17 protein-coding genes and 3 pseudogenes are annotated in these 22,591 nt (G+C 46.3%); 14 read left to right on the forward strand and 6 right to left on the reverse strand.

Annotated features, from left to right (window positions below; all coding sequences use genetic code 11):
- Positions 1-76 precede the first annotated feature (76 nt).
- The 3 genes from IPG31_01430 to glgC all read right to left on the reverse strand — a co-directional run bounded on the left by IPG31_01430 (position 77) and on the right by glgC (position 5,278).
- Entirely contained in the window at positions 77-2,104 is a 2,028-nt protein-coding gene (locus tag IPG31_01430) for a DUF1926 domain-containing protein (protein ID MBK6617066.1), read from the reverse strand.
- A gap of 77 nt (positions 2,105-2,181) precedes the next feature.
- Positions 2,182-3,903: a glycoside hydrolase gene (locus IPG31_01435; protein MBK6617067.1), complete on the reverse strand. Its 1,722-nt coding sequence runs from the start codon at positions 3,901-3,903 to the stop codon at positions 2,182-2,184.
- A gap of 79 nt (positions 3,904-3,982) precedes the next feature.
- Positions 3,983-5,278 carry a glucose-1-phosphate adenylyltransferase gene (gene glgC / locus IPG31_01440; protein ID MBK6617068.1) on the reverse strand — a complete coding sequence of 432 codons (1,296 nt, stop codon included), beginning with the start codon at positions 5,276-5,278 and terminating at the stop codon, positions 3,983-3,985.
- Between the two features lie 108 nt (positions 5,279-5,386).
- On the opposite strand from glgC, the gene glgB reads away from it, so the two are divergent.
- Positions 5,387-7,594 (forward strand): 1,4-alpha-glucan branching protein GlgB, encoded by a 2,208-nt coding sequence (gene glgB / locus IPG31_01445; GenBank protein MBK6617069.1) that lies wholly within the window; start codon positions 5,387-5,389, stop codon positions 7,592-7,594.
- Between the two features lie 13 nt (positions 7,595-7,607).
- Positions 7,608-8,033, forward strand: a pseudogene (locus IPG31_01450) (transposase).
- Here the strand turns inward: IPG31_01450 and IPG31_01455 are convergent.
- The 3 genes and pseudogenes from IPG31_01455 to IPG31_01465 form a co-directional block, all read right to left on the reverse strand.
- A pseudogene (locus IPG31_01455) lies at positions 8,022-8,156 on the reverse strand (IS3 family transposase). The pseudogenes IPG31_01450 and IPG31_01455 sit on opposite strands and share 12 nt — an antisense overlap.
- 31 nt (positions 8,157-8,187) lie before the next feature.
- Complete coding sequence (locus IPG31_01460) at positions 8,188-9,573, reverse strand: aspartate aminotransferase family protein (protein ID MBK6617070.1); 1,386 nt, start codon at positions 9,571-9,573, stop codon at positions 8,188-8,190.
- Between the two features lie 207 nt (positions 9,574-9,780).
- Positions 9,781-9,945: pseudogene (locus tag IPG31_01465) on the reverse strand (transposase).
- A 693-nt stretch (positions 9,946-10,638) separates the two neighbouring features.
- On the opposite strand from IPG31_01465, the gene IPG31_01470 reads away from it, so the two are divergent.
- The 12 genes from IPG31_01470 to glpK all read left to right on the forward strand — a co-directional run bounded on the left by IPG31_01470 (position 10,639) and on the right by glpK (position 22,525).
- Positions 10,639-11,040, forward strand: a complete 402-nt coding sequence (locus tag IPG31_01470) for an ATP synthase subunit I (GenBank protein MBK6617071.1) — start codon at positions 10,639-10,641, stop codon at positions 11,038-11,040.
- A 7-nt stretch (positions 11,041-11,047) separates the two neighbouring features.
- Positions 11,048-11,857, forward strand: coding sequence for a F0F1 ATP synthase subunit A (gene atpB, locus IPG31_01475; protein MBK6617072.1), 810 nt, complete (start codon positions 11,048-11,050; stop codon positions 11,855-11,857).
- A gap of 52 nt (positions 11,858-11,909) precedes the next feature.
- Positions 11,910-12,182 (forward strand): F0F1 ATP synthase subunit C, encoded by a 273-nt coding sequence (atpE, locus tag IPG31_01480; protein ID MBK6617073.1) that lies wholly within the window; start codon positions 11,910-11,912, stop codon positions 12,180-12,182.
- 38 nt (positions 12,183-12,220) lie between these two features.
- Positions 12,221-12,694, forward strand: coding sequence for a F0F1 ATP synthase subunit B (locus tag IPG31_01485; GenBank protein ID MBK6617074.1), 474 nt, complete (start codon positions 12,221-12,223; stop codon positions 12,692-12,694).
- Positions 12,695-12,696: 2 nt separating this feature from the next.
- The gene (locus IPG31_01490) at positions 12,697-13,233 is read left to right on the forward strand and encodes a F0F1 ATP synthase subunit delta (GenBank protein MBK6617075.1); all 537 of its coding nucleotides are present in this window, start codon (positions 12,697-12,699) and stop codon (positions 13,231-13,233) included.
- Positions 13,234-13,244: 11 nt separating this feature from the next.
- On the forward strand, positions 13,245-14,786 hold the full coding sequence (locus IPG31_01495) for a F0F1 ATP synthase subunit alpha (GenBank protein ID MBK6617076.1): 1,542 nt from the start codon (positions 13,245-13,247) through the stop codon (positions 14,784-14,786).
- A gap of 3 nt (positions 14,787-14,789) precedes the next feature.
- On the forward strand, positions 14,790-15,668 hold the full coding sequence (atpG, locus tag IPG31_01500; protein MBK6617077.1) for a F0F1 ATP synthase subunit gamma: 879 nt from the start codon (positions 14,790-14,792) through the stop codon (positions 15,666-15,668).
- Between the two features lie 29 nt (positions 15,669-15,697).
- On the forward strand, positions 15,698-17,077 hold the full coding sequence (atpD, locus tag IPG31_01505) for a F0F1 ATP synthase subunit beta (protein ID MBK6617078.1): 1,380 nt from the start codon (positions 15,698-15,700) through the stop codon (positions 17,075-17,077).
- A gap of 26 nt (positions 17,078-17,103) precedes the next feature.
- Positions 17,104-17,526 (forward strand): F0F1 ATP synthase subunit epsilon, encoded by a 423-nt coding sequence (locus IPG31_01510; GenBank protein MBK6617079.1) that lies wholly within the window; start codon positions 17,104-17,106, stop codon positions 17,524-17,526.
- Between the two features lie 215 nt (positions 17,527-17,741).
- Positions 17,742-19,115 (forward strand): bifunctional UDP-N-acetylglucosamine diphosphorylase/glucosamine-1-phosphate N-acetyltransferase GlmU, encoded by a 1,374-nt coding sequence (gene glmU / locus IPG31_01515; GenBank protein ID MBK6617080.1) that lies wholly within the window; start codon positions 17,742-17,744, stop codon positions 19,113-19,115.
- A 32-nt stretch (positions 19,116-19,147) separates the two neighbouring features.
- The gene (glmS, locus tag IPG31_01520; protein ID MBK6617081.1) at positions 19,148-20,995 is read left to right on the forward strand and encodes a glutamine--fructose-6-phosphate transaminase (isomerizing); all 1,848 of its coding nucleotides are present in this window, start codon (positions 19,148-19,150) and stop codon (positions 20,993-20,995) included.
- A gap of 45 nt (positions 20,996-21,040) precedes the next feature.
- On the forward strand, positions 21,041-22,525 hold the full coding sequence (gene glpK / locus IPG31_01525) for a glycerol kinase GlpK (GenBank protein MBK6617082.1): 1,485 nt from the start codon (positions 21,041-21,043) through the stop codon (positions 22,523-22,525).
- Positions 22,526-22,591: the final 66 nt, after the last annotated feature.

Below are 22,591 nucleotides of genomic sequence, written 5' to 3' on the forward strand. Positions count from 1 at the left end.
TTTGTTCTTACCTCGTTTTGCTTAACACCCTGAATTTTTAGAGACACCCTGGTATCAATTGCGTCAGAAAATGTACTTAATGGGGATCTGGGTTAAATTGCAGGCAAATTTGCTGTTGACTGGTAACAAAAGTCCAGATGAGCGTAATTTTCACCGCTTGCATGATTTTTTCGAACCCCCCCTCGGATTGAGAAACGGAAAAATGAGGGTGCGCCTGAAATACAACTGCTGGTGAAGTCTGAAGAATGACGCTACCTTTCAGCGTGTCGTCCTCAAGTGTAATCGATTCGAGGCCATTCATTTCAAGTGGCAACCCGAAACCGGCAAGATTTCTTTTTTGTTGACGATAGCGTCCACCCGGTCCATCACAGCTTGGCATGGCGAGGTTGATTTCCGTCTGCATGTGCAAATTTTCCCTATCATCCCTGTCACCATCGGTTCTGTAAGTGACAATCAATTGATTCTGCTTCAGACGTATTTGTTTATTGATCAGAATTTGACCATGGGTAGATTGAAAACTGATAATTTTATCGTCATCAGAAGGGAGTGGCAGGTAAGTCAGCAAGTTGCCATTTAGATGATCGATAAAAAGGTGCTGTGCGTGCGCATCGGGTTGCAGGTCTACCTGATTGATGACATGTTTAAAACTGATCCGGTCATGTGCCGAGGCAATCCCTGGTTGATGGTGATTGGATTCCTGTTGAAGCTCCGGTTGAATTTTGCGGTGGTAGTGCTCAGTCTGACGGGTCAGTGTATCGGCAAAATTATGTTTGAGAGCATAAGCGTCCAATTCACAGAGGCTGGCGGAGCCATTCAGCTTGATAACAGCCTGTAACTGACTGTTTCTTATGTATATTTCATTGATTCCATCCAGATCAGTATCTTCCTCGTAATGAGTTGGACGAGGCTGACATTGATCCAGCAGCGCTTCCAGTTCTATCAGATTGTTGTAGATGGCACGCCGCAGATGTGGGAGGTACAGCCCCCCAAACAAGCCGTGCCAGTAAGCGTCATTGGCTTGTGAAGCATACAGGCATTGCTGCATGGCACGGGTACGCTGTTTTGCCGGTAAGGCTGCATAACGCGCAGATAACCCAAGCATGCGCTTATGCATCCAGTTTGATTCAGGGTAGCGTGAGAAAAAGTTTTTCCAGATGCCGCCGCGCAAAAATGATTTGCTGCGTTCATACCAGCCTTCTGACTTGGCACGCTGCACCAGATCTGCATAAGTATGGGCTGGCGTGGCCGGCAATGCCCATTCGCTCATTTCCATGTAGGAAGTGGTGGGTAAATAGACAATGCCACGTGTTTTTTCATGGGAATGATAGTCGCGGAAATGCTGAGTCTTAATCTGGGATGACGCGAGTACGCCTTGTATAAATTGTTCGAGCCAGCCTTGTGTATAAACCCAGTGATAGGTTTCAGGCCAGATACCAAATTTTTCGATGTCATCAAAATAAATGGCAGCTGATTGTCGATTTGGCTGCTGCTGATCAGCTAGTGAAGCCAGATAGGCAATAGCGTCATGTGCCGGAGAAAAGGGTAGTTTGTAACGCAGCTGTTCTGAAATGGGAAATAGATCGAGCGTGCGCCGGTCTTCCTCGGTAGAAAAATAGCCATCAAGTTCTGCTGGATCCTTGCCTGCGCAGATAAAATGATAATCGTCCACTATGACATAACGAATATCACAAGATACCAGCGATGGAACAACAGTTGCTTCCCAGACACGTTCGGTTAACCACGCGCCTTGCGGTTTCTCTCCCAGATTTTTCTTGAGCTTGGATGAAAATGTTTTGATCTGGCCAATACGATCTTGCTCCGGTATAACAGCAAGCACCGGCTCAGTATCGCCTGCACCAAAAAGTTCGACTTGTCCACGCTTGACCATTTCTTTCAGCATGGCCATATCTTGCGGGTAATGCTCCAGCAGAAAGTCCAGCAGCCAGCCAGAAAAATGCACCGCAAAGTGAAACTCAGGGTAACGGAACAATGTCTCGATGAATGGGCGATAACAGCGCTCGTGTGCATCCTTAACCACTTCGGGAAAGTTGCCAATTGGCTGGTGCGCATGGACACCAAAGAGCAAAGAGACAGGCTGGGTCATCATTTTATTCCAGGTTTGTAAATCAATCGTTGCGTTCTGGCCTCATCATGCTGTAATTTCATGACCAGGCTATTACCTCAGAAAGCGCGCCGCATCGTTCCGGATGCACCGCTGGCGGTCTCGCTGCCATGGCTGATGGGTTCCAGCAGATTGGCTGGCGCAGGAATTTTGAGAAGCTGGTAGAGATTAATCAAATTTTTACGGAAAAGTTGGTCAAAACTTTCCACTGCAGTAGGTGAATTATAATCACCAAACCACCAGAACCAGTCGGAGCTTTCACAAGAGGCAAGTTGCAGACTGGCTGCTTCTTTCTCTTTTTTGGTCAGTCGTTGGCTCTGTATCACAAGATCGTAGGTACGTTTGGCAGCGCAGAGCAGGCTCCATGCAGCATTTTTATCTGGATCGCCAATCCAGGTGGAGAAGTTGCCGTATACCCAACTACCTGCACATAGAGTGGGCAATGGTTTGATAGAAGTTTTATTTTTTTTCAGCTTATCGATATAACTCTGAAAGGTGAATGTTTGAATCGTGCTGTGTTGCTCCAGCAGTTCGTAAAGATCATTCAGAAAATAATAGCCATTGTAAGGGTAGGATTCCCAGGCATTTTCTCCATCGAGAATGACACTGACGACAGGACTGATAGTGTTATCTGTTGTATGCCGGATATGTTCAAGCCGGTCAATAAAATTTTCGGCAGCATCACGCCCAAACCACTTCGCATATTCGAAGCCAATCAGATCAGATAGTTGGTCATCCCGGAAAAAACATAGCGTACTGCCGTTTCCGGTATCGAAGCGATAGGGCTGGTACAGATAAGTGCTATGATCCGGCAGGGGCTGGTTGGGATATGATTTTTGCAAACTGTTAGCCAATACTCCTTGCCCACTGGCAAACCAATCCATGTTATTTTCAATCAGGGTTTGTATAAAAACATCCGATACCGCGCCTTCAGCTGGCCAGACACCTGTCGGCTTGATATTGAAACGTTTACTATGGCTCGCCACAGCTGATTTTACATGGAACGCTACCCGTTCACGACCACCAGGGTAGTCGATATTGGCAGGTAACACCGATTCTGGCAGGCTGTCGCGTGCGGAATTGAAGTCAATCAGTAACGGTGCCAGCGGATGATGGTGTGGCGTAGTGGAAAGCTCGATCTGTCCAGATGCTGCCAGTTTGTGATAACGAGGGATGAGATTGCTGATCAATTCACCAAAAAGGTTGAACAGGCTGAGTCTATCCTCAAAACTGAATTGTCTACCCTTTGACATGAGCTCGATCACATTCTTGTTGGCACGGCGTACACTTTCACCTGTCCACGCCAAGTGATACCACATCAACAGATCGGCCAGATATTGACCGGAAACATATATCATTTCCTTGTCACCCAGTGCCTGCATGTCAATATAAAGATTGCGCAATACCTGGTAGGCCGGGTAGGGCTTGAGCATGGTTTCGTGATTGCTCAGAAAACAGCTTTTAAGAATCAATGTGCGGTCTTCCATGGAGATCTGGTTTAAATCTGGTGTGGCTAGCAATCGCAATAGCGGGTCACGTATTGTAGATTCGGCAAATTGCTGGCGATAATCTTCCAGCTGGTCCAGCAATACGGGTACAAAATTAATTACCAACCGGATACCGGGGTGCATTTCCAGATGATGCGCCATATCGGTGTAATCCTTGATGGCATGTAGATATACCCAGGGAAGGATAAATTCTCTCGTTTCGCTATCGCGGTAATCCGGCTGGTGCATGTGCCAGAGTATGACCAGATCGAGCGTAGACGAGTGATGATTCATGGCAGGGTGATCAATGAAGTTCAAGGGTTAAAAATAAAACGGTTGGTTAGATACCTCGGCATGGCCACTGAAATACTGGTCAGCGAACATAATGGTAACTCTGCCCGAGCATTTCGGGCGTGATCAATGCCACGCCTTCCTGGGTAACAAGAAAACGTTTTTTGTCCTCATCCGCATCAAACCCTGCGACCAGTCCTTCTGGGATAATGCAGTTTTTTTCAATTACCACTCGCCGGAGACGGGCGTGACGACCGATATCAACATTGGGCAAGATGACACAATCTTCAATGGCGCTAAAACTTCTGACCTGAACATTAGAAAAGAGCAGCGAGCGGCGAACCGTTGAGCCACTGATGATGCATCCGCCAGAAACCATGGAATCCAGTGCCTGGCCGCGACGGTCGTTGTCATCAAATACAAACTTGGCTGGAGGCAGTTGTTCCTGGTAAGTCCAGATTGGCCAGTCCTCATCGTAGAGGTTCAGATCAGGCGTGATGGTCGTGAGGTCGATATTAGCTTCCCAGTAGGCATTGACGGTGCCAACATCCCGCCAGTAAGGCGCGTCTGGCGTAGTGCTGACGCAGCTGCGCTGGAAACGATGCGCGTAAACCTGCGCACTTTCGACTAGCCGTGGAATGATATCCCTGCCGAAGTCATGAGATGATGCGTTGGCATCGTGATCCTGAATGAGATGGTCGTACAAAAACCTGGCGTTAAATACATAGATCCCCATGCTAACGAGCGCTTTATCCGGCTGCCCGGGAATCGGCGAGGGATTCTCTGGCTTCTCGCTGAAGTCAATAATGCGCCAGGCGCTATCAACCGCCATGACGCCAAATGCACTGGCCTCACTGACGGGTACCTCGATGCAGGCAACGGTCAGATCTGCCTGTGTTTCTGCATGATCAGCCAGTAGACGACCATAGTCCATCTTGTAAATATGGTCGCCGCCAAGAATGAGCACATATTGAGGGTCGTGGCTGCGTAATATGTCCAGATTCTGGAAAACCGCATCCGCCGTACCCTGGTACCAGGTTTCTTCAGTACGCTGCTGGGCAGGCAGTAACTCGATAAATTCCTTGAAACGCCCATCAAGAAAACTCCAGCCACGTTGAATATGGCGGATCAGGCTCTGCGCCTTGTATTGCGTCACTACGCCGATACGACGCACTCCCGAATTGACGCAATTGGACAGTGCGAAATCGATAATACGGAATTTGCCCCCAAACGGAACGGCTGGTTTAGCGCGCCAGTCCGTGAGATTTTTCAGCCGCGTGCCCCTGCCGCCCGCCAGTATCAACGCCAGAGTATTACGCGTAAGTTTGCTGACAAAACGTGGGTGATGGTTGAATGGTTCGGCTTGTGGAGTGTCCATAATCGCTCACCTGGTTAGTAGTCAAGTCATCTTACGTTATTTCCATAGTCATTTCCAGCTGTCATTTCTGGCTGTATTGGCATGTTATGTAGGGTTATAATCAAGCGTATGTCAATCAGAAAAACACTCCCTGCCAACTTGTCTTCTCCAGATAATGATTTGCGCGCGTTACTGCTGGCTGCCAGATTGTATAACCCGCGACTGTATCTGGGAATGCACGAGCATGTTCACGGCAAGCTGATCAGGATTTACCAGCCTCACGCAACACATGCTTGGTTGCAGACTTCGCTCGGGTTTGAACCCATGCGGCATATTGACGGAACTGGAATTTTCGAGTGGACTGGGAACAATCCTGTGTTCCCTTATTTACTTCGTCTGGAAGATACATCGACACGCGAGATTGAAGAGCGCCATGATCCCTATGCATTTTCGTTACAAATATCTGGTCATGATTTGTACTTGTTCAACGAAGGTCGTCTGCATCAGGCTTATGTGATGCTGGGCGCACATCGTGCCAGAAATCATGGTATCCAGGGGGTACGTTTCTCGGTATGGGCACCTAATGCCGAGCGAGTGAGCGTGGTTGGGGATTTCAATCAGTGGGATGGTAGAGTCAATCCCATGATTTCGCATGCGCAAAGTGGTGTATGGGAGTTATTTATTCCGGATATGGCGGAAAGCAGCTTGTATAAGTATGAGATCCGTAACCGTTTCACTGGTGAGATCCTGTTAAAAACTGACCCCTATGCGAATCATTATGAATTGCGTCCGAATAACGCGGCACGAGTACCACCTGTCAAGGATCATTTTGACTGGCAGGATAGTGACTGGATGACGCAACGCGCAGATTGGGACTGGCAGCATGCGCCTGTCAATATTTATGAACTTCACCCCGGATCATGGAAAAGACACGCTGACGGCGCCTTCCTGTCTTACCGGGAGTTGGCCGTACAATTAGTGCCTTATCTGCTGGAAATGGGATATACCCATATTGAGTTGATGCCTGTCTCGGAGCACCCGCTGGATGAATCATGGGGATATCAAACAACTGGTTATTTTGCAGTAACCAGCCGTTTTGGCTGGCCAGATGATTGCAAATATTTTGTAGATACGTGTCATCAAGCCGGGATTGGCGTCATTCTCGACTGGGTGCCAGCACATTTTCCGAATGATGATTTTGCCCTGGCGCGTTTCGATGGCACGGCTCTCTATGAACATGAAGATCCGAGATTAGGCTACCACCAGGATTGGGGAACTTGTATCTTCAATTATGGGCGCAACGAAGTGAAATCTTTTCTGTTATCAAGCGCTCACTACTGGCTGGCAGAGTTTCATTTTGATGGTTTGCGTGTCGATGCGGTCGCATCGATGCTTTATCTTGATTACTCGCGCAAACCGGGAGAATGGTTGCCGAATCGTTCCGGAGGTCGTGAAAATCTCGAGGCCATCGAATTTTTGCGTGAACTCAATATCATGGTGCACGGGGTTTTTCCTGGTGCATTGACTCTGGCGGAAGAATCCACTGCTTGGCCGGCGGTATCACGCCCGGTTCACTTGGGTGGACTGGGGTTTTCGATTAAGTGGAACATGGGCTGGATGAACGACACGCTGCGCTATATGAAACATGATCCCCTCTACCGACGCTATCATCATAGCAACCTGACTTTTAGCCAGCTCTATGCTTATACGGAAAACTTTATTCTGCCCTTGTCGCACGACGAGGTTGTGCACGGCAAAGGATCCTTGCTCGATAAAATGCCGGGAGATGCCTGGCAGAAATTCGCCAACTTGCGTTTGTTATTTACCTATCAAATGACCTGTCCTGGAAAAAAAATGAATTTCATGGGTAACGAATTTGGACAGGGCCGGGAATGGCAGGTATGCGATCAACTAGATTGGTATTTGCTCGAGCTGAGTAGTCATAAAGGTGTGCAGACCTTGTTGCGAGACCTGAATCGGCTGTATCTGACCTTGCCAGCATTACACCAGCTGGATTTCTTCCAGAAGGGTTTCGACTGGATTGATTGTCACGATGCTGATCACTCTGTGATTTGCTTCCAGCGCCAGGCAGAAGATGGCTCTTTTCTGCTGGTAATATTGAATTTTACACCGGTACCGCAGCGTACTTACCGCGCCGGTGTGCCCTTGGCAGGTCAATATCAGGAGATATTCAATAGCGATTCAGTCTATTACGATGGCAGTAATGTCGGCAATCACGGTATCATCACTTCAGATCCCATACCTTGGTCCGGACGTAACGATTCCATAGAAATTACCTTACCCCCCCTGGCAGGAATTGTGCTTCAACCCGTTTAGGAACCTCTGATTAATTCCCCGCAAGCAATATAATTGCAAAGTCACGCGCCGCGAGAAGTTTCTCGATCAACTTGACGGGTTATTGCTTTGGCAGACTATGATTGATGTTATTGAACCACGCTATGCGCCAGGCAATGGGCGTGGCCGCAAACCATTTGCCCTGGAATCGATGCTGCGCGCGCATGTTGCGCAAATTATCTACAACTATTCCGATCCGGGCATGGAAGATGCGCTGTATGAGATTGAATCACTGCGCCGCTTTTGCGGCATTCGTCTGGAAGCCGTGCCGGATGAAAGCACTATTTTGCAATTTCGGCATTTACTGGAAAAACACGGGTTGATGGATCAAATCTTCCAGGTCATCAACCAAACGCTGGGTGAGCGTGGGTTGTTCTTGAAAGCCGGCACCATCGTCGATGCCAGCCTGATTGCCGCGCCAGCTACCTTTGCCGTCCATACTGATCTGGATACCGTTATCCTTCAGCAGCCCAGTGAATTCCAAGCTGGTGAATTGGCACCCTTGGTCAGTATTGAAGATGTCCGGCTTGCCATACTGACAAAGTAGAATTACTTGGGGCATCGAAAATCTCTCACTAAATTCCAGTCTTCATGCGTACGGCCTGGGTTGCCAGGGTTTTTCCGAGATCCCAGACAGCAGCGGGTCCGCGATGGGCATCCGCAATAACGTCGCTGACAGCAACCGTTAACCACCGTACATCATCTTCTGTCAGAATAAGCGGGGGAATAAACTTGACGATATTCATGCCATGACCGGCTACCTGCGACAATATTTTGTGTTTCTGAAATAGTGGTACGGTAATCATTTGTGAAAACAACCCTTTGTTGGCAGCTTCCAGCATTTTCCAGGAAAGTTTCAGTGACAAGCTGCGAGGTTCAGTAAACTGTAACGCAATCATCATTCCCAGGCCGCGGATTTCAGTAAAGCATTCATGTTTGTCGATCAGTGGTCGGAGTATATCCACAATCATTTTTCCTGTGCGGGCTGCATGTTCAATCAGGTTTTCTGATTCCAATACTTCCAGAGTGGCAAGCCCGGCCGCCATTGCCAAGTTATTTTTACCGAAGGTGCTGCCATGCACGACGGCACGATCCATCCGGTTAAAAACCCGGTTAAATATCCATTCTTTGCATACCAGTGCTCCAACCGGTATAAAACCACCAGACAACGCCTTTGCCATGCAAAGTATGTCCGGCTCGACACCCCAGTGTTCGACAGCCCACCATTTTCCGGTGCGTCCTAATCCTGTCTGTATTTCATCGGCGATGAACAGTGCGCCATATTTTTGTGTCAATCTGGCTGCCTCGGGAAGATAATTTTCGTCCGGAATCCATACGCCATGGCCTTGTACCGGTTCGGTAATAAAAGCGGCAACATCTCCTTGTGATAAAGCTTGTTCCAGTGCGGCAAGGTCGTTAAATGGAATTTCAACAAAGTCCGGTACCATGGGGCCGAATCCTTTTTTGTAGTGATCATCTCCTGTAGCAGAGAGCGAACCCAGACTCAATCCGTGGTAACAACCGTGACAGAAGATAATTTTGGATTTCTGGGTGGCATAGCGGCTGAATTTGATTGCAGCTTCGATAGTTTCAGTGCCGGAATTAGCAAAAAATACACGGCTTAGACTTTCGGGAGTGAGTGCGACCAGTTTTTCTGCCAGCAGGCCAGCCAGAAGAGAGACATCCAGCTGTACAAGGTTAGGTAAATCCTCGGCTAGCACATCCCTTAATGTGCCAACTATTTCTGGATGGTTCCGGCCTAATGCGAATACACCAAATCCACTCAGCAGGTCCAGGTAACGATTGCCATTTTCATCATAGAGATAAGCACCTTGGGCTTTTACATAGTGCCGATCAAAACCGATGGTTTTAAGAACATTGACCATCTGACTGTTCAAAAAATGATCATGCAGGGAAAAATTTTCCTTGCCACGTTGTTGTAACAGATCACGAATTTTCATGAGTGAGGGTTCCTGAGGAGGGTGCTGCTGTAGTGCTGATAAATGAGAGTTATTCTACCTGAATCTGATGTATGGCCGCTATCGGTATATTGGGCCATGTGGCGCTCCCAGACGCGATTACAGAGGAGACAGACCCGGCTCCAATTTTGAGCGTGCCTGATTTAAAATTAAGCGGTTAAATATAACTCAATTTTAGGCATCCAGCCCCCAACCTTCTGGAGAAATCAAACAGCCGCACAGTAATTCGACGAAAGTGGCGTGAGCGCGCAAGGGCACGGCGGTGAGCAAATGGGTAATCCCGCTTGACAGGCAAAGTCGGATAGTTTGAGCGTAGGACATAGAACACCAAATGAGGAATAAAAATTTCGGCATATCGCTCTGAATCTGATTAAGGCCGAAAAAATATCCAAAGTTTGCTTCAAAATCAAGCGTTTAAAAGCTAGATGGGATAATGACTATTTATGTCGGATAATTGGGATAATTTAAGCGCGATGGGGGTATAAATAATTTTGTGTAAATGGTCATTTGGTAGGAAACTGCTTATATATTTTTGGAGTAAAAATGACCACACTTAAACCCCTGTCGACCGACTTTGATATTGCTCCGTTAACCGCATCACCTCATCAATGGGCGCACAACGACGCGAAGTCTGAGTCAGGCGCTTATCCAGCAGTGCATCCAGTCCCCCTTCGTTGTATCTGCCCAGGTAGCGCAGAAATGTACGATCACATACTCCACAATAGCACCCATAGCCGCTTCTTCCTGTATAAAACCTCCACTTCTCCAGCCTTTATAAGCTTCCTCAAGCCTCATCTTTCGTGTCTTCTGTAGCCATTCTGTCCGTTTCATTTCAAACCCTCATTGGGCTAAAGATAATCCGGACAGATCGTGTGCTACAAACCCGAACAGTCTATTTGTTCTCTACAGTGTCAACACAAGTCATTGACTATCGTGTTTGATCAAGATAAAATCAGCAGCCGTTAAAGAGGCTATGGTCAATATAGCAGCTCACAGGAAAAAGACTCAAAAATAAGTAAAAATTATCAAGTCATGAGATTCGGCTAAATGGCATTAATTAAGAACGTGCAGTTACGTACAGTCATACGCTGGCAATTAATATTCTCAGTGATAGTTTTGGTTATATTTGGTGTGACTGTTGGCATGCACGGAGCGATTTCAGGATTTTTGGGTGCTCTAATAAGCGCCGGAGCCGCATCGGTTTATGCCATCGTGGTATCGAGACACAAGGGATTTTCTGCTAGTGGCACTCTGCGAACCGCCCTGCGGGCTGAGTTGCTAAAGATTTTAATAATTATCGTGGCGCTCTGGGCGGTATTTGCGAATTATCAGAGTGTTAAACCGGTTATATTTATCTGCTCATTTATGGGTGCAGTGATATTGTCCAGTATGGCTTTGTTCGTGCCATCAAGGACCATGTTAAACAACAATATGCAAAACGATAAGTAAAGAAAAAATGGCATCTGAAACTGAATTGACTCCAACATCTTATATCCAGCACCATCTGACTAACCTAACGACAGGTATTGGAGAGGGGCCATTCTGGGTCTTGCACGTTGATACTCTTGTAATGTCTGTTCTGCTGGGAGTGTTGAGTTTGGGTGCGATTTGGATGGTCGTTAGAACCGCTACCAGTGGCGTTCCTGACAAAAAGCAGGCTTTTGTGGAGCTCCTGATAGAGTTTGTGGATGATCAGGTAAAAAATACGTTTCATGGAAATCGACATTCATTTGTTGCACCTGCGGCTTTGACGGTATTTGTATGGGTGCTGGTGCTAAATGCCATGGATTTGTTGCCCATAGATATCATGGCGGCAATATACGAGAATGTATTTGGATTGCATAATTGGCGTAGCGTGCCAACGACAGACGTCAATACAACTTTTGCGTTGGCTTTGTCAATATGGATACTGACAATATACTTCGGAATCAAGGTTAAAGGTTTGGGGGGCTGGCTCGGTGAACTTATATTTAGCCCATTTGGAAAAAACCCACTATTGTGGCCACTCAACTTGTTGTTTAATCTTATCGAATACGTATCTAAACCTCTTTCGCACTCGCTACGGCTTTTTGGGAATATTTATGCGGGTGAGATTATATTTTTGTTGCTCGGAATGTGGGCGGCAACTGGTGCGGCAGGAGCGGTTTTTGGAGCTATTCTTGGCGCGGGTTGGGCGATTTTTCATATACTGATTGTTACCTTGCAGGCGTTCATTTTCATGATGCTAACAGTAGTCTATCTGTCTATGGCTCAAGAGTCTCATTGAAATAATTAAGCAGTAGTTTTTTTAACTTGAAATAAATAAAGGGAAGAACATAATGGACAATTTGCAATTTTTAGCAATGATTCAAGCATATACAGGTATTGGCATTGGTTTAATGATTGGGTTGGGTTCCGCTGGTGCGTGTATCGGAGTGGGGATTATGTGTAGTCGGTTTCTTGAGGGAGCTGCGCGTCAGCCAGAAATGATTCCGACCTTGCAAGGTAAGGTTTTCTTGCTGCTAGGTCTGACAGATGCCTCTTTCATTATTGCAGTTGGCCTTGCGATGTTGTTTGCTTTTGGTAATCCGTTGCTGGCTGTTATTCAATAAGATTGGATTCATTCTACATGGCGAGTGAGTAAATAGACATGAATATAAATTTCACACTAGTCTCGCAAGCGATTGCTTTCTCGGTTTTTATCTGGTTTACCGTAAAGTTTGTCTGGCCGCCACTGCTGCGTGCTATTGAAGATAGGCAGAAGCAGATTGCGGATGGGTTGGCTGCTGGCGAGCGTGGAAAAAAAGAGTTGGAGCTTGCTAGCCAGCGGTCATCCGATACATTGAAAGATGCGAAGCAGCGTGCTAATGAGATAGTTATCCAGGCTGAAAAAAGAGCATCTGACATCATTGAAGAGGCAAAGCTCACGGCGAGGGAAGAAGGAAAAAAGATTGTTGCTGGTGCAAAGGCTGAAATTGAACATGAAATTTTTAGTGCGCGTGAGGTATTGCGTCAACAGGTTTCGAGTTTAGCTGTGCAGGGGGCGTCTAAAATTCTTCGTAGAGAAATAGATCTTAAAGCGCATGCAGATTTGCTGACATCACTCCAAACAGAGCTAAAATAACTATGGCGGAAGCAATTACAATTGCTAGACCTTATGCCGAAGCGGTTTTTAAATTGGCAAGAGAGGAAAAAGAGTTGTCGGTATGGTCGGAAATGTTGGATGTGATTTTGTTAGTAATTTCTGATAAACAGATAAGTGCTATTCTTAATAATCCACGTATACCAGCAGACAAACTGAGTGAAGTTATTATTGACTCGTGTTCGGGGAGCTTAAATAAGCAGGCTAAAAATTTAATTACCGTAATGGCGGATAATAAGCGTTTGCAAATTTTTCCTCAGCTAAAAGCACTTTATGAACAGCTTAGAGCACGGCATGAAAATATACTTGAGGCAAAAATAATTTCAGCTTTTCCCCTCAAGCCTGATCAGGAAGAAAAACTTGTTTCGGTGCTACGAACCAAATTTCAACGTAAAGTTAATGTGACCAGCGCTGTGGATGCTGACTTGATTGGTGGCGTAAAAATAGAAATAGGTGATCAGGTAATAGATAGCTCTGTATCTGGTAAATTGGCTGCAATGACAGCTGTCCTCAAAAGCTAGGAGTTAATAGAATGCAGTTGAATCCATCAGAAATAAGTGAATTAATCAGAAATAAGATAGAGGGTCTTGCAGTTACCTCGGAATTTCGTACGCAGGGTACGATTGTATCAGTCACGGACGGTATCGTTCGTGTACACGGTTTGTCCGATGTGATGCAAGGCGAGATGCTTGAGTTTCCGGGTAATACGTTTGGTCTCGCTCTCAATCTTGAGCGAGATTCCGTCGGTGCAGTTATTCTGGGTGCGTATGAGCATCTTAAGGAAGGGGAAATTGTCAAGTGTACCGGAAGGATTTTAGAGGTTCCGGTAGGCGAAGCATTGCTGGGTAGAGTAGTGAATGCACTAGGCCAGCCTATAGATGGAAAAGGTCCAATCGCAGCGGAGGGAATGGAGCCCATAGAAAAGATTGCGCCAGGCGTGATTTGGCGGAAATCTGTTGATCAGCCAGTACAAACTGGTTTGAAATCCATTGATGCCATGGTTCCGGTGGGGAGGGGGCAAAGAGAATTAATTATTGGAGATCGCCAAACCGGTAAAACAGCGGTCGCAATTGATACAATCATCAATCAGAAGAATGAGAATATGGTTTGTATCTATGTGGCAATCGGTCAAAAAGCTTCGTCAATTGCAAGTGTGGTGCGGAAGTTGGAAGAGGTGGGAGCGATGGCATACACCATTGTTGTCGCAGCAACGGCTTCTGAATCAGCAGCCATGCAATTTATTGCGCCCTATTCCGGCTGTACTATGGGGGAATATTTTCGTGATAAGGGTCAGGATGCATTGATTGTTTATGATGATTTAACTAAACAAGCGTGGGCATATAGACAGATCTCATTGCTATTGCGCCGCCCACCTGGTCGTGAGGCTTATCCGGGAGATGTGTTTTATCTGCATTCACGCTTGTTGGAACGGGCTGCTAGGGTTAATGAGGCCTATGTGGAAAATGCGACCAATGGAAAAGTCAAAGGAAAAACGGGATCACTGACTGCATTACCAATTATTGAAACGCAAGCTGGCGACGTTACTGCTTTTGTTCCAACCAATGTAATTTCTATTACTGATGGTCAGATTTTCTTGGAAACTGATTTATTTAATGCGGGTATACGACCAGCGATTAATGCGGGTATTTCTGTTTCGCGTGTTGGGGGCGCAGCTCAAACTAAAGTCATAAAGAAACTTGGTGGCGGTATTCGATTAGCGCTGGCTCAATACCGAGAGCTGGCTGCTTTTTCTCAGTTTGCTTCAGATCTTGATGAGGCAACACGCAAGCAATTGGAGCGTGGCAAGATGGCAACTGAACTCATGAAGCAAAATCAGTATTCTACACAAAAGGTATCTGAAATGGCAGTAACCCTTTTTGCGCTTAATAAGGGTTACTTTGATGATGTTGAACTTAATCGTGCCTTAGCCTTTGAAGGTGCACTTAAAGGTTATATAGTTAGTCATCATCCCCTAGTGCTAGAGAAAATTGAATCCTCCAAAAATCTTGATGAAGAAACAGAAAAGGCTCTCGAGGCTGCTATTATTCAATTTAAGCAAAATGGAGCCTATTAATTTATGGCAAGTAGTCGAGATATTCGAAATAAAATCCACAGCGTAAAAAATACACAGAAGATTACGCGTGCCATGGAAATGGTTGCCGCTTCAAAAATGCGTAAAGCTCAGGATCGTATGAGAAAAGCTCGACCTTACGGCGAGAAAATACGAAATGTTGCTGCGCATATGAGTCGTGCCAGTGTTGAATATCGCCACCCTTTTCTGTTAAATCATGAGAATACAAAAAAGATAGGTGTAATTGTAGTTACCTCCGATAAAGGACTCTGCGGTGGATTGAATACCAACGTGCTGCGGAAGGTGCTGAATGAGGTCAGGCAATGGCAGTCCAATGGATTGGAAACTGAGGCTTGTTGTGTCGGCAATAAAGGTTTGGGATTTATGAGTCGCTTGGGCGTCAATGTTGTGTCACAAATTACCGGTTTGGGTGATGCTCCTAGTATGGAGAAATTGATTGGCGCAATTAAAGTAGTCCTGGATGCTTATACTGAGGGAAAATTTGATAAGGTATTTATATTCTATAATCGTTTCGTTAATACTATGAAACAGGAATCAGTCATGGAGCAATTATTGCCATTGACGGATGAGCGTATCAGGGGAAATGAAATGGAAAAGAAACGTGCACCGTGGGATTATATTTATGAGCCTGAGGCTAAGTTGGTAATTGACGATATTATGGTTAGATACATTGAGACAATCGTTTATCAGGCGGTTGCAGAAAATATGGCCTCTGAGCAATCGGCACGAATGGTGGCAATGAAAGCAGCTTCGGATAATGCTGGTAATCTTATTGATGAATTGACTCTTATTTATAATAAAACTCGTCAAGCTGCGATTACAAAAGAATTATCTGAAATTGTTGGTGGTGCGGCGGCTGTTTAACATATTTTTTGTATTCAGGGAACAAAATAATGAGTCAAGGTAAAATCGTTCAGTGTATTGGGGCTGTAGTTGATGTGGAGTTTTCACGTGAAGAAATTCCAAAAGTTTATGATGCTCTCACGATGGAGGGAACAGAGCTAACTCTTGAAGTTCAACAACAGTTAGGTGACGGTATTGTTAGGACAATTGCGCTGGGAACTTCCGATGGATTGCGCCGTGGCATGATGGTGACGAATACAGAAAAACAGATATCGGTTCCCGTTGGTATTAAAACTCTTGGTCGCATTGTTGATGTTCTAGGTCGTCCGATTGATGAGATGGGGGAGATTGGATCAGATACCCTGCAGCCAATCCATCGAACTGCGCCACCGTTTGACGAGTTATCGGCATCTACAGAATTACTTGAAACGGGCATCAAAGTGATCGACCTTATTTGTCCTTTTGCTAAAGGTGGTAAAGTCGGTCTCTTTGGTGGTGCAGGTGTTGGCAAAACCGTAAATATGATGGAGCTGATACGAAATATCGCAATTGAGCACAGTGGCTACTCCGTGTTTGCAGGTGTGGGCGAGCGTACGCGAGAAGGTAATGATTTCTATCATGAAATGAAAGACTCCAATGTGTTGGATAAAGTTGCTTTGGTTTATGGTCAGATGAATGAACCACCGGGTAATCGTCTACGGGTTGCATTAACTGGTTTGACGATGGCGGAGGCATTCAGGGATGAGGGTCGCGATGTGTTATTTTTTGTTGATAATATTTATCGTTACACCCTTGCTGGAACAGAAGTGTCGGCATTACTCGGTAGGATGCCATCAGCGGTTGGTTATCAGCCAACGCTGGCAGAAGAAATGGGGCGCTTGCAAGAGCGTATTTCATCGTCTAAAACTGGGTCAATTACTTCGATACAAGCTGTTTATGTTCCGGCAGATGACTTGACCGATCCCTCACCAGCTACTACTTTTGGACATTTGGATGCAACTGTGGTGTTGTCAAGGGATATTGCGTCACTTGGTATATATCCTGCTGTTGATCCTTTAGATTCTACGTCTCGTCAACTTGATCCATTGGTTGTGGGCGAAGATCATTATCAGACTGCTCGTGGCGTTCAGCAAACCTTGCAACGCTATAAAGAATTACGCGATATTATTGCCATTCTGGGTATGGATGAGCTTTCTCCAGAAGATAAACTCTCCGTCAGCCGCGCTCGCAAAATACAGAGATTCTTGTCACAACCTTTCTTTGTGGCCGAAGTTTTTACCGGATCTCCTGGAAAATATGTATCACTGAAAGATACCATTAAAGGCTTTAAAGGAATTGTAGACGGTGAGTATGACGATATTCCTGAGCAAGCTTTCTATATGGTTGGGGGAATTGAAGAAGTGCTGGAAAAGGCTAAAAGCATTCAATAATTGATCAAAATTATTTAGGAGTGCTAATGGGTACTGTATTTCATCTGGATATTGTCAGCGCGGAAGATTCAATCTATTCTGGTCCTGCTGAATTTATAACTGCACCTGCGATAATGGGTGAAGTGGGTGTTTATCCCCAGCATACGCCGATGCTTACCCGTATTAAATCCGGAGTAGTTCGTATTAAGGCACCACTAAAAGAGGACGAAGAGGTTTATGTCTCTGGTGGAATGCTTGAAATTCAGCCTGATGTAGTCACAATACTGGCTGACACAGCTTTGCGTGGTAAAGATCTTGATGAATCAAAGGCTTTGGAGTCAAAGCGTCTGGCTGAAGAAGCTATGAAAAATAAATCTTCAGAGTTTGAGTATGCGCGTGCCCAGGCTGAGTTGATGGAAGCAACTGCTCAACTGGCAGCAATTAAAAAATTACGTAAACGGAGTCACTGACTTTCTCTGGTAAGTAATTTCAATTAAATTAAGTGATAAAAAAGGCGATTCGTTCGCCTTTTTTTGTATCTGCTTTACGCTAGTATATTGTTTCTACTTTGATTGATACTTGATTTTCTGGATAGAGTGCCGTTATTTAAAAACAGAAAAACAATTTCATTGCAGTTTTTTTGGGTTGAATGTGTCTTTAGATTTTAGTAAAAGGAGTTCTGTTCGTGACCGGACTTGACGTGGTTATTCTAGCTGCTGGCACAGGTAAACGAATGTGCTCGGCATTGCCGAAAGTATTACATAAACTTGCTGGTAAACCACTTTTGTTACATGTGCTCGATACTGCACGACGTCTTTTACCTGGTCAAATATGTATTGTTTATGGTCATGGGGGTGATTCAGTACGGTCAGTGATTAATGATCCTGGTCTTATTTGGGTCGAGCAGGCGCAGCAGCTGGGTACTGGGCATGCCTTGAAGCAGGCGTTACCTGCGCTGCACGCCGATGGCGCCACATTGGTCCTATTTGGTGATGTTCCACTGGTGCGATCGGAAACACTCGAGTTACTTGTCAGGGAAGCACATGAAAATTGCCTGGTTTTGTTGACTATGAAACTGGACAATCCGTCTGGTTATGGTCGTATTGTGCGTGATTGTAAAACGGGTGATATAGAAGCTATTGTTGAAGATAAGGATGCTACCTCAGCTCAGCGTGGCATCAACGAAATCAACACCGGAATCATGTTGTTTCCCAATAAATTTCTTTCCAGCTGGCTTGCCAGACTGGATAATGTGAATACTCAGGGTGAATATTATCTGACTGATATTGTTGCTATGGCTGTCAAAGATGGGGTTCGTGTCATGTCTGCTTCCCCATTGAATAGCTGGGAGCCAAGCGGTGTGAATAATAAGCTCCAGCTTGCTGAGCTTGAGCGTATTTATCAGCGCAATTATGCAAATGAACTGATGTTGCAGGGCGTGATGTTGGCTGATCCTGCAAGAATAGACATCAGGGGAGAGCTTAGTTGTGGTAAAGATGTCGAGATCGATATCAATTGTCTATTTGAGGGTAATGTTCAGCTCGGTGATGACGTCAAGATACAGGGAAACTGCGTAATACGTAACGCTACCATTGCCGCTGGAACAGTCGTTTCTGCATTTACATTGATAGAAAATGCTACGATCGGACAAAAATGCCGAATTGGTCCTTACGCGCGCATCCGTCCCGGTACTCATCTGGATCAGGCGGTACATATTGGCAACTTTGTGGAAATTAAAAATAGCCAGATATCTGCTGGTAGCAAAGTCAATCATCTCAGCTATATCGGAGATAGTCAGATCGGTAAAGATGTGAATGTGGGTGCGGGTACGATCACTTGCAATTATGATGGTGCGCATAAACATCGTACTATCATCGAAGATGATGTTTTTATCGGTTCTGATTGTCAGTTGATTGCACCGGTAAGAGTCGCTAAGGGTGCAACCATTGGTGCTGGATCGACGATTACACGCGATGCCCCGGCAGAGCAGCTTACCTTGTCACGTTCGCGACAAACTAGTATTGGAAGCTGGAAGCGCCCTCAAAAAGATCATAACTGAAGTACTGTAGAAAAATTTACGAGAGGTTGACTATGTGCGGAATTGTTGGTGCAGTTTCTCGAAACAATGTGGTTCCATTTTTGTTGGAAGGGCTGTCCAGACTGGAGTATCGCGGTTATGATTCAGCTGGTATCGTAGTTGCTAATGGACGGCTGCATCGGTTGCGAACAACTGAGCGTGTTGCTGAATTGGGGAGACTGGTATTTCAGCAAAATACTTCCGGTTTGAGTGGAATTGCCCATACTCGCTGGGCGACACATGGCGCACCCAGCGAACGTAATGCTCATCCCCATCTGTCAGGTGACAAAAGAAAAATTGCGGTTGTGCACAATGGTATTATCGAGAATCATGACAGCTTGCGTCGGCACCTGCAGCAGTCCGGATTTGAATTTCTGTCGGATACTGATACTGAAGTCATCGCGCATTTAATTTCACATTACCTGCACGCTGACGGGGATTTGTTACAGGCTGTATCTGAAGCCATCAAAGAATTGAAAGGCGCCTACGCTATCGCGGTGATGGAAGAACAATATCCTGAACGGTTGATTGTGGCGAGGAATGGTGCGCCGTTGCTGCTGGGTTTAAGTGATGACGGTTTCTTCGCTGCTTCAGATGTTTCCGCGCTGATCCAGATTACCAAGCGTATTATTTATTTGGAAGAAGGCGATGTCGCCGAACTGTATCAAGACCGTTATCAGATTACGAATAATCTTGATGGTAAGGGTAGGCAGCCTGTTACGCGTGCCATTCATGAAATCAATTTCACGAGAGACGCGGTTGAGCTTGGGTCTTATGCACATTTCATGCAGAAGGAGATTTTTGAGCAACCTGCAGCTGTTGCCAATACTCTGGAAATGGTTCTGGGTGCGCAATCCATTTCGCCACTGTTATTTGGTAACCAGGCAGTCGATATTTTTGCCAAGACTCGAGGCATTCTGATACTGGCATGCGGTACCAGTTTTCATGCTGGGTTGGTCGCCAAATACTGGCTGGAATCGATTGCGAAATTGCCCTGTCAAGTCGAAATTGCCAGTGAGTATCGTTACCGAGACCCCATCGATTATCCCGATACTCTCGTCATTGGTATCTCTCAGTCTGGAGAAACCGCAGATACATTGGCAGCACTGAATTACGCAAAATCGCTCGGTCATGCGCACAGTCTTGCAGTGTGTAATGTTCCAGAGAGCGCGCTGATACGCCAGACCGACTTGCGCTTTCTTACTCGAGCCGGTCCCGAGATCGGAGTTGCCTCAACCAAAGCATTTACGACCCAGCTTGCAGTATTACTACTCATGACTGCAGTTTTTGCAAAACTGCGCGGTAAACTGCCAATCGAAACGGAACAAAAGCTGATTGCCGAATTACGGCATTTGCCGGTTGCCATTCAGCATGCGCTGGAGACAGAAAAACAGATTCAGCAATGGGCTGGTGATTTTTCCCAGAAACAGCACGCCTTGTTTCTGGGTCGCGGGATGCACTATCCGATTGCCATGGAAGGTGCACTCAAACTCAAGGAAATATCCTATATCCACGCTGAAGCCTATGCCGCTGGCGAACTCAAACATGGTCCGCTCGCGCTGGTAGATAGTGAAATGCCGGTAGTGGTTATTGCACCCAATGATATTTTGCTGGAGAAGTTGAAATCCAATCTGGAAGAAGTGCGTACAAGGGGGGGGCAATTGTATGTCTTTGCCGATGCGGATTCCCACATTGAGGAAAGTGAAGGTGTGCATATCATCCGACTGGCGGAACATCGTGGCGTATTAAGCCCTATTTTGCATACAATTCCACTGCAGTTGCTGGCATATCATGTCGCCCTACAAAAGGGAACTGATGTTGATAAACCCAGAAATCTAGCAAAATCTGTAACGGTTGAGTAAGCTGACGGGTTCTTCCTGGTATGAATTGCAGCGAATCGGCGCTCAATGAACAGTAGATCGACTATTCTGGCAATTGACCAGGGAACCAGCAGTACTCGGGCCGTATTATTCACTTCAAATCTCAATAAGCTTGCGGCCTGCCAGAAAGAATTAGTATTGCAATATCCCCAAAAGGGGTGGGTAGAGCAAAAACCGGAGACCATCTGGCACGATACGCTCGAAGTTTGCCGCAAAGTGCTTGATGAGGTGCAGGAAGGTGCGTTATCCGTAGCATCCATTGGAATTACCAATCAGCGTGAGACCAGCATCATCTGGGATCGCGAAACCGGAAAACCGGTTTACCCTGCAATCGTGTGGCAGGATCGCCGCACTGCCGGTTTTTACGAGCAGCTAAAACAACGGGGATGCGAGCCGTTGGTGGCAGCCAAAACCGGTTTGCTACTGGATTCTTATTTCTCGGCAGGGAAAATTGCCTGGATACTCAATCATATCGAAGGTGTACGCGATCGGGCCAGAAATGGTGAATTAGCCTTCGGCACGATAGATTGCTATCTGTTATGGCATCTTACCGGTGGGAAGGTTCATGCTACAGACGCCACCAACGCCGCACGCACTCTGTTATTTAATATTCTTATCCAGCAATGGGATGAAGAGCTGCTCGACCTGTTTGACATTCCAAGTGCCATTTTGCCCCAGGTTAAGGATAACGCTGCTGAATTTGGAGTGACTGACAGAGCATTATTTGGCAGGGAAATTCCGATAGGTGGTGTGGCAGGTGACCAGCACGCGGCATTGATCGGGCAGGGATGCATTGCACCTGGCATGGTTAAATCCACCTATGGCACCGGTTGTTTCGTATTAATGAACATCGGGCAGGAATTCAGAGCATCCAAACATCGGTTGCTGACTACCCCTGCCTACCGGCTCGCTGGAAAAGTGACTTATGCTATCGAAGGTTCCATTTTTGTGGCAGGCGCAGCAATCCAGTGGCTGCGTGATAATCTCACATTTTTTTCAGATAGTGCCATGAGCGAAGCACTTGCCCTGAGTGTGCCGGACAGTAACCAGGTCTATTTCGTGCCGGCTTTTACCGGCCTCGGTGCACCACACTGGCGATCGGATGTACGCGGCATGATTGATGGTCTGACGCTTGAAACGACCAAGGCGCATATCACTCGTGCCGCACTGGAAACACAGGGTTTCCAGACCCGTGATCTGATCATGGCCATAGAAGCGGATAGCGGGTATGTCGCTTCCGTTATTCGTATTGATGGAGGACTGGTTGCCAACCAATTCATGTGCCAGTTTCTTGCGGACATGCTCGGCCGACCAGTGGAAGTACCAGCCATGACGGAAGCCACCGTACTGGGTGCAGCCTGTCTTGCCGGCATAACCGCCGGTCTGCTGCCGGGACTTGAAGTCATGCAAAAAAATTGGCATTGTGAGCAGGTGTTTCGGCCCACGATGCTGGAAGATGAACGGGAGCGGCGTTATAACGGCTGGCGCGCTGCGGTTAAAAAGCTTTTATAGTCGATTGTTCGTAACCGTCCAACGCTCCCATCTACGCAATCACAATTTTCTGGATTATTCTCCTCT

The organism is Nitrosomonas sp. (assembly GCA_016703745.1).
In the GTDB taxonomy this organism is placed as follows: Bacteria; Pseudomonadota; Gammaproteobacteria; order Burkholderiales; family Nitrosomonadaceae; genus Nitrosomonas.

Excerpts from the sequence above, each read along its gene's own strand:
- IPG31_01430 (MBK6617066.1), bottom strand. The coding sequence starts at position 2,104 with ATGACCCAGCCTGTCTCTTTGCTCTTTGGTGTCCATGCGCACCAGCCA.
- IPG31_01435 (MBK6617067.1), bottom strand. The coding sequence starts at position 3,903 with ATGAATCATCACTCGTCTACGCTCGATCTGGTCATACTCTGGCACATG.
- glgC (MBK6617068.1), bottom strand. The coding sequence starts at position 5,278 with ATGGACACTCCACAAGCCGAACCATTCAACCATCACCCACGTTTTGTC.
- glgB (MBK6617069.1), top strand. The coding sequence starts at position 5,387 with ATGTCAATCAGAAAAACACTCCCTGCCAACTTGTCTTCTCCAGATAAT.
- IPG31_01460 (MBK6617070.1), bottom strand. The coding sequence starts at position 9,573 with ATGAAAATTCGTGATCTGTTACAACAACGTGGCAAGGAAAATTTTTCC.
- IPG31_01470 (MBK6617071.1), top strand. The coding sequence starts at position 10,639 with ATGGCATTAATTAAGAACGTGCAGTTACGTACAGTCATACGCTGGCAA.
- atpB (MBK6617072.1), top strand. The coding sequence starts at position 11,048 with ATGGCATCTGAAACTGAATTGACTCCAACATCTTATATCCAGCACCAT.
- atpE (MBK6617073.1), top strand. The coding sequence starts at position 11,910 with ATGGACAATTTGCAATTTTTAGCAATGATTCAAGCATATACAGGTATT.
- IPG31_01485 (MBK6617074.1), top strand. The coding sequence starts at position 12,221 with ATGAATATAAATTTCACACTAGTCTCGCAAGCGATTGCTTTCTCGGTT.
- IPG31_01490 (MBK6617075.1), top strand. The coding sequence starts at position 12,697 with ATGGCGGAAGCAATTACAATTGCTAGACCTTATGCCGAAGCGGTTTTT.
- IPG31_01495 (MBK6617076.1), top strand. The coding sequence starts at position 13,245 with ATGCAGTTGAATCCATCAGAAATAAGTGAATTAATCAGAAATAAGATA.
- atpG (MBK6617077.1), top strand. The coding sequence starts at position 14,790 with ATGGCAAGTAGTCGAGATATTCGAAATAAAATCCACAGCGTAAAAAAT.
- atpD (MBK6617078.1), top strand. The coding sequence starts at position 15,698 with ATGAGTCAAGGTAAAATCGTTCAGTGTATTGGGGCTGTAGTTGATGTG.
- IPG31_01510 (MBK6617079.1), top strand. The coding sequence starts at position 17,104 with ATGGGTACTGTATTTCATCTGGATATTGTCAGCGCGGAAGATTCAATC.
- glmS (MBK6617081.1), top strand. The coding sequence starts at position 19,148 with ATGTGCGGAATTGTTGGTGCAGTTTCTCGAAACAATGTGGTTCCATTT.
- glpK (MBK6617082.1), top strand. The coding sequence starts at position 21,041 with ATGAACAGTAGATCGACTATTCTGGCAATTGACCAGGGAACCAGCAGT.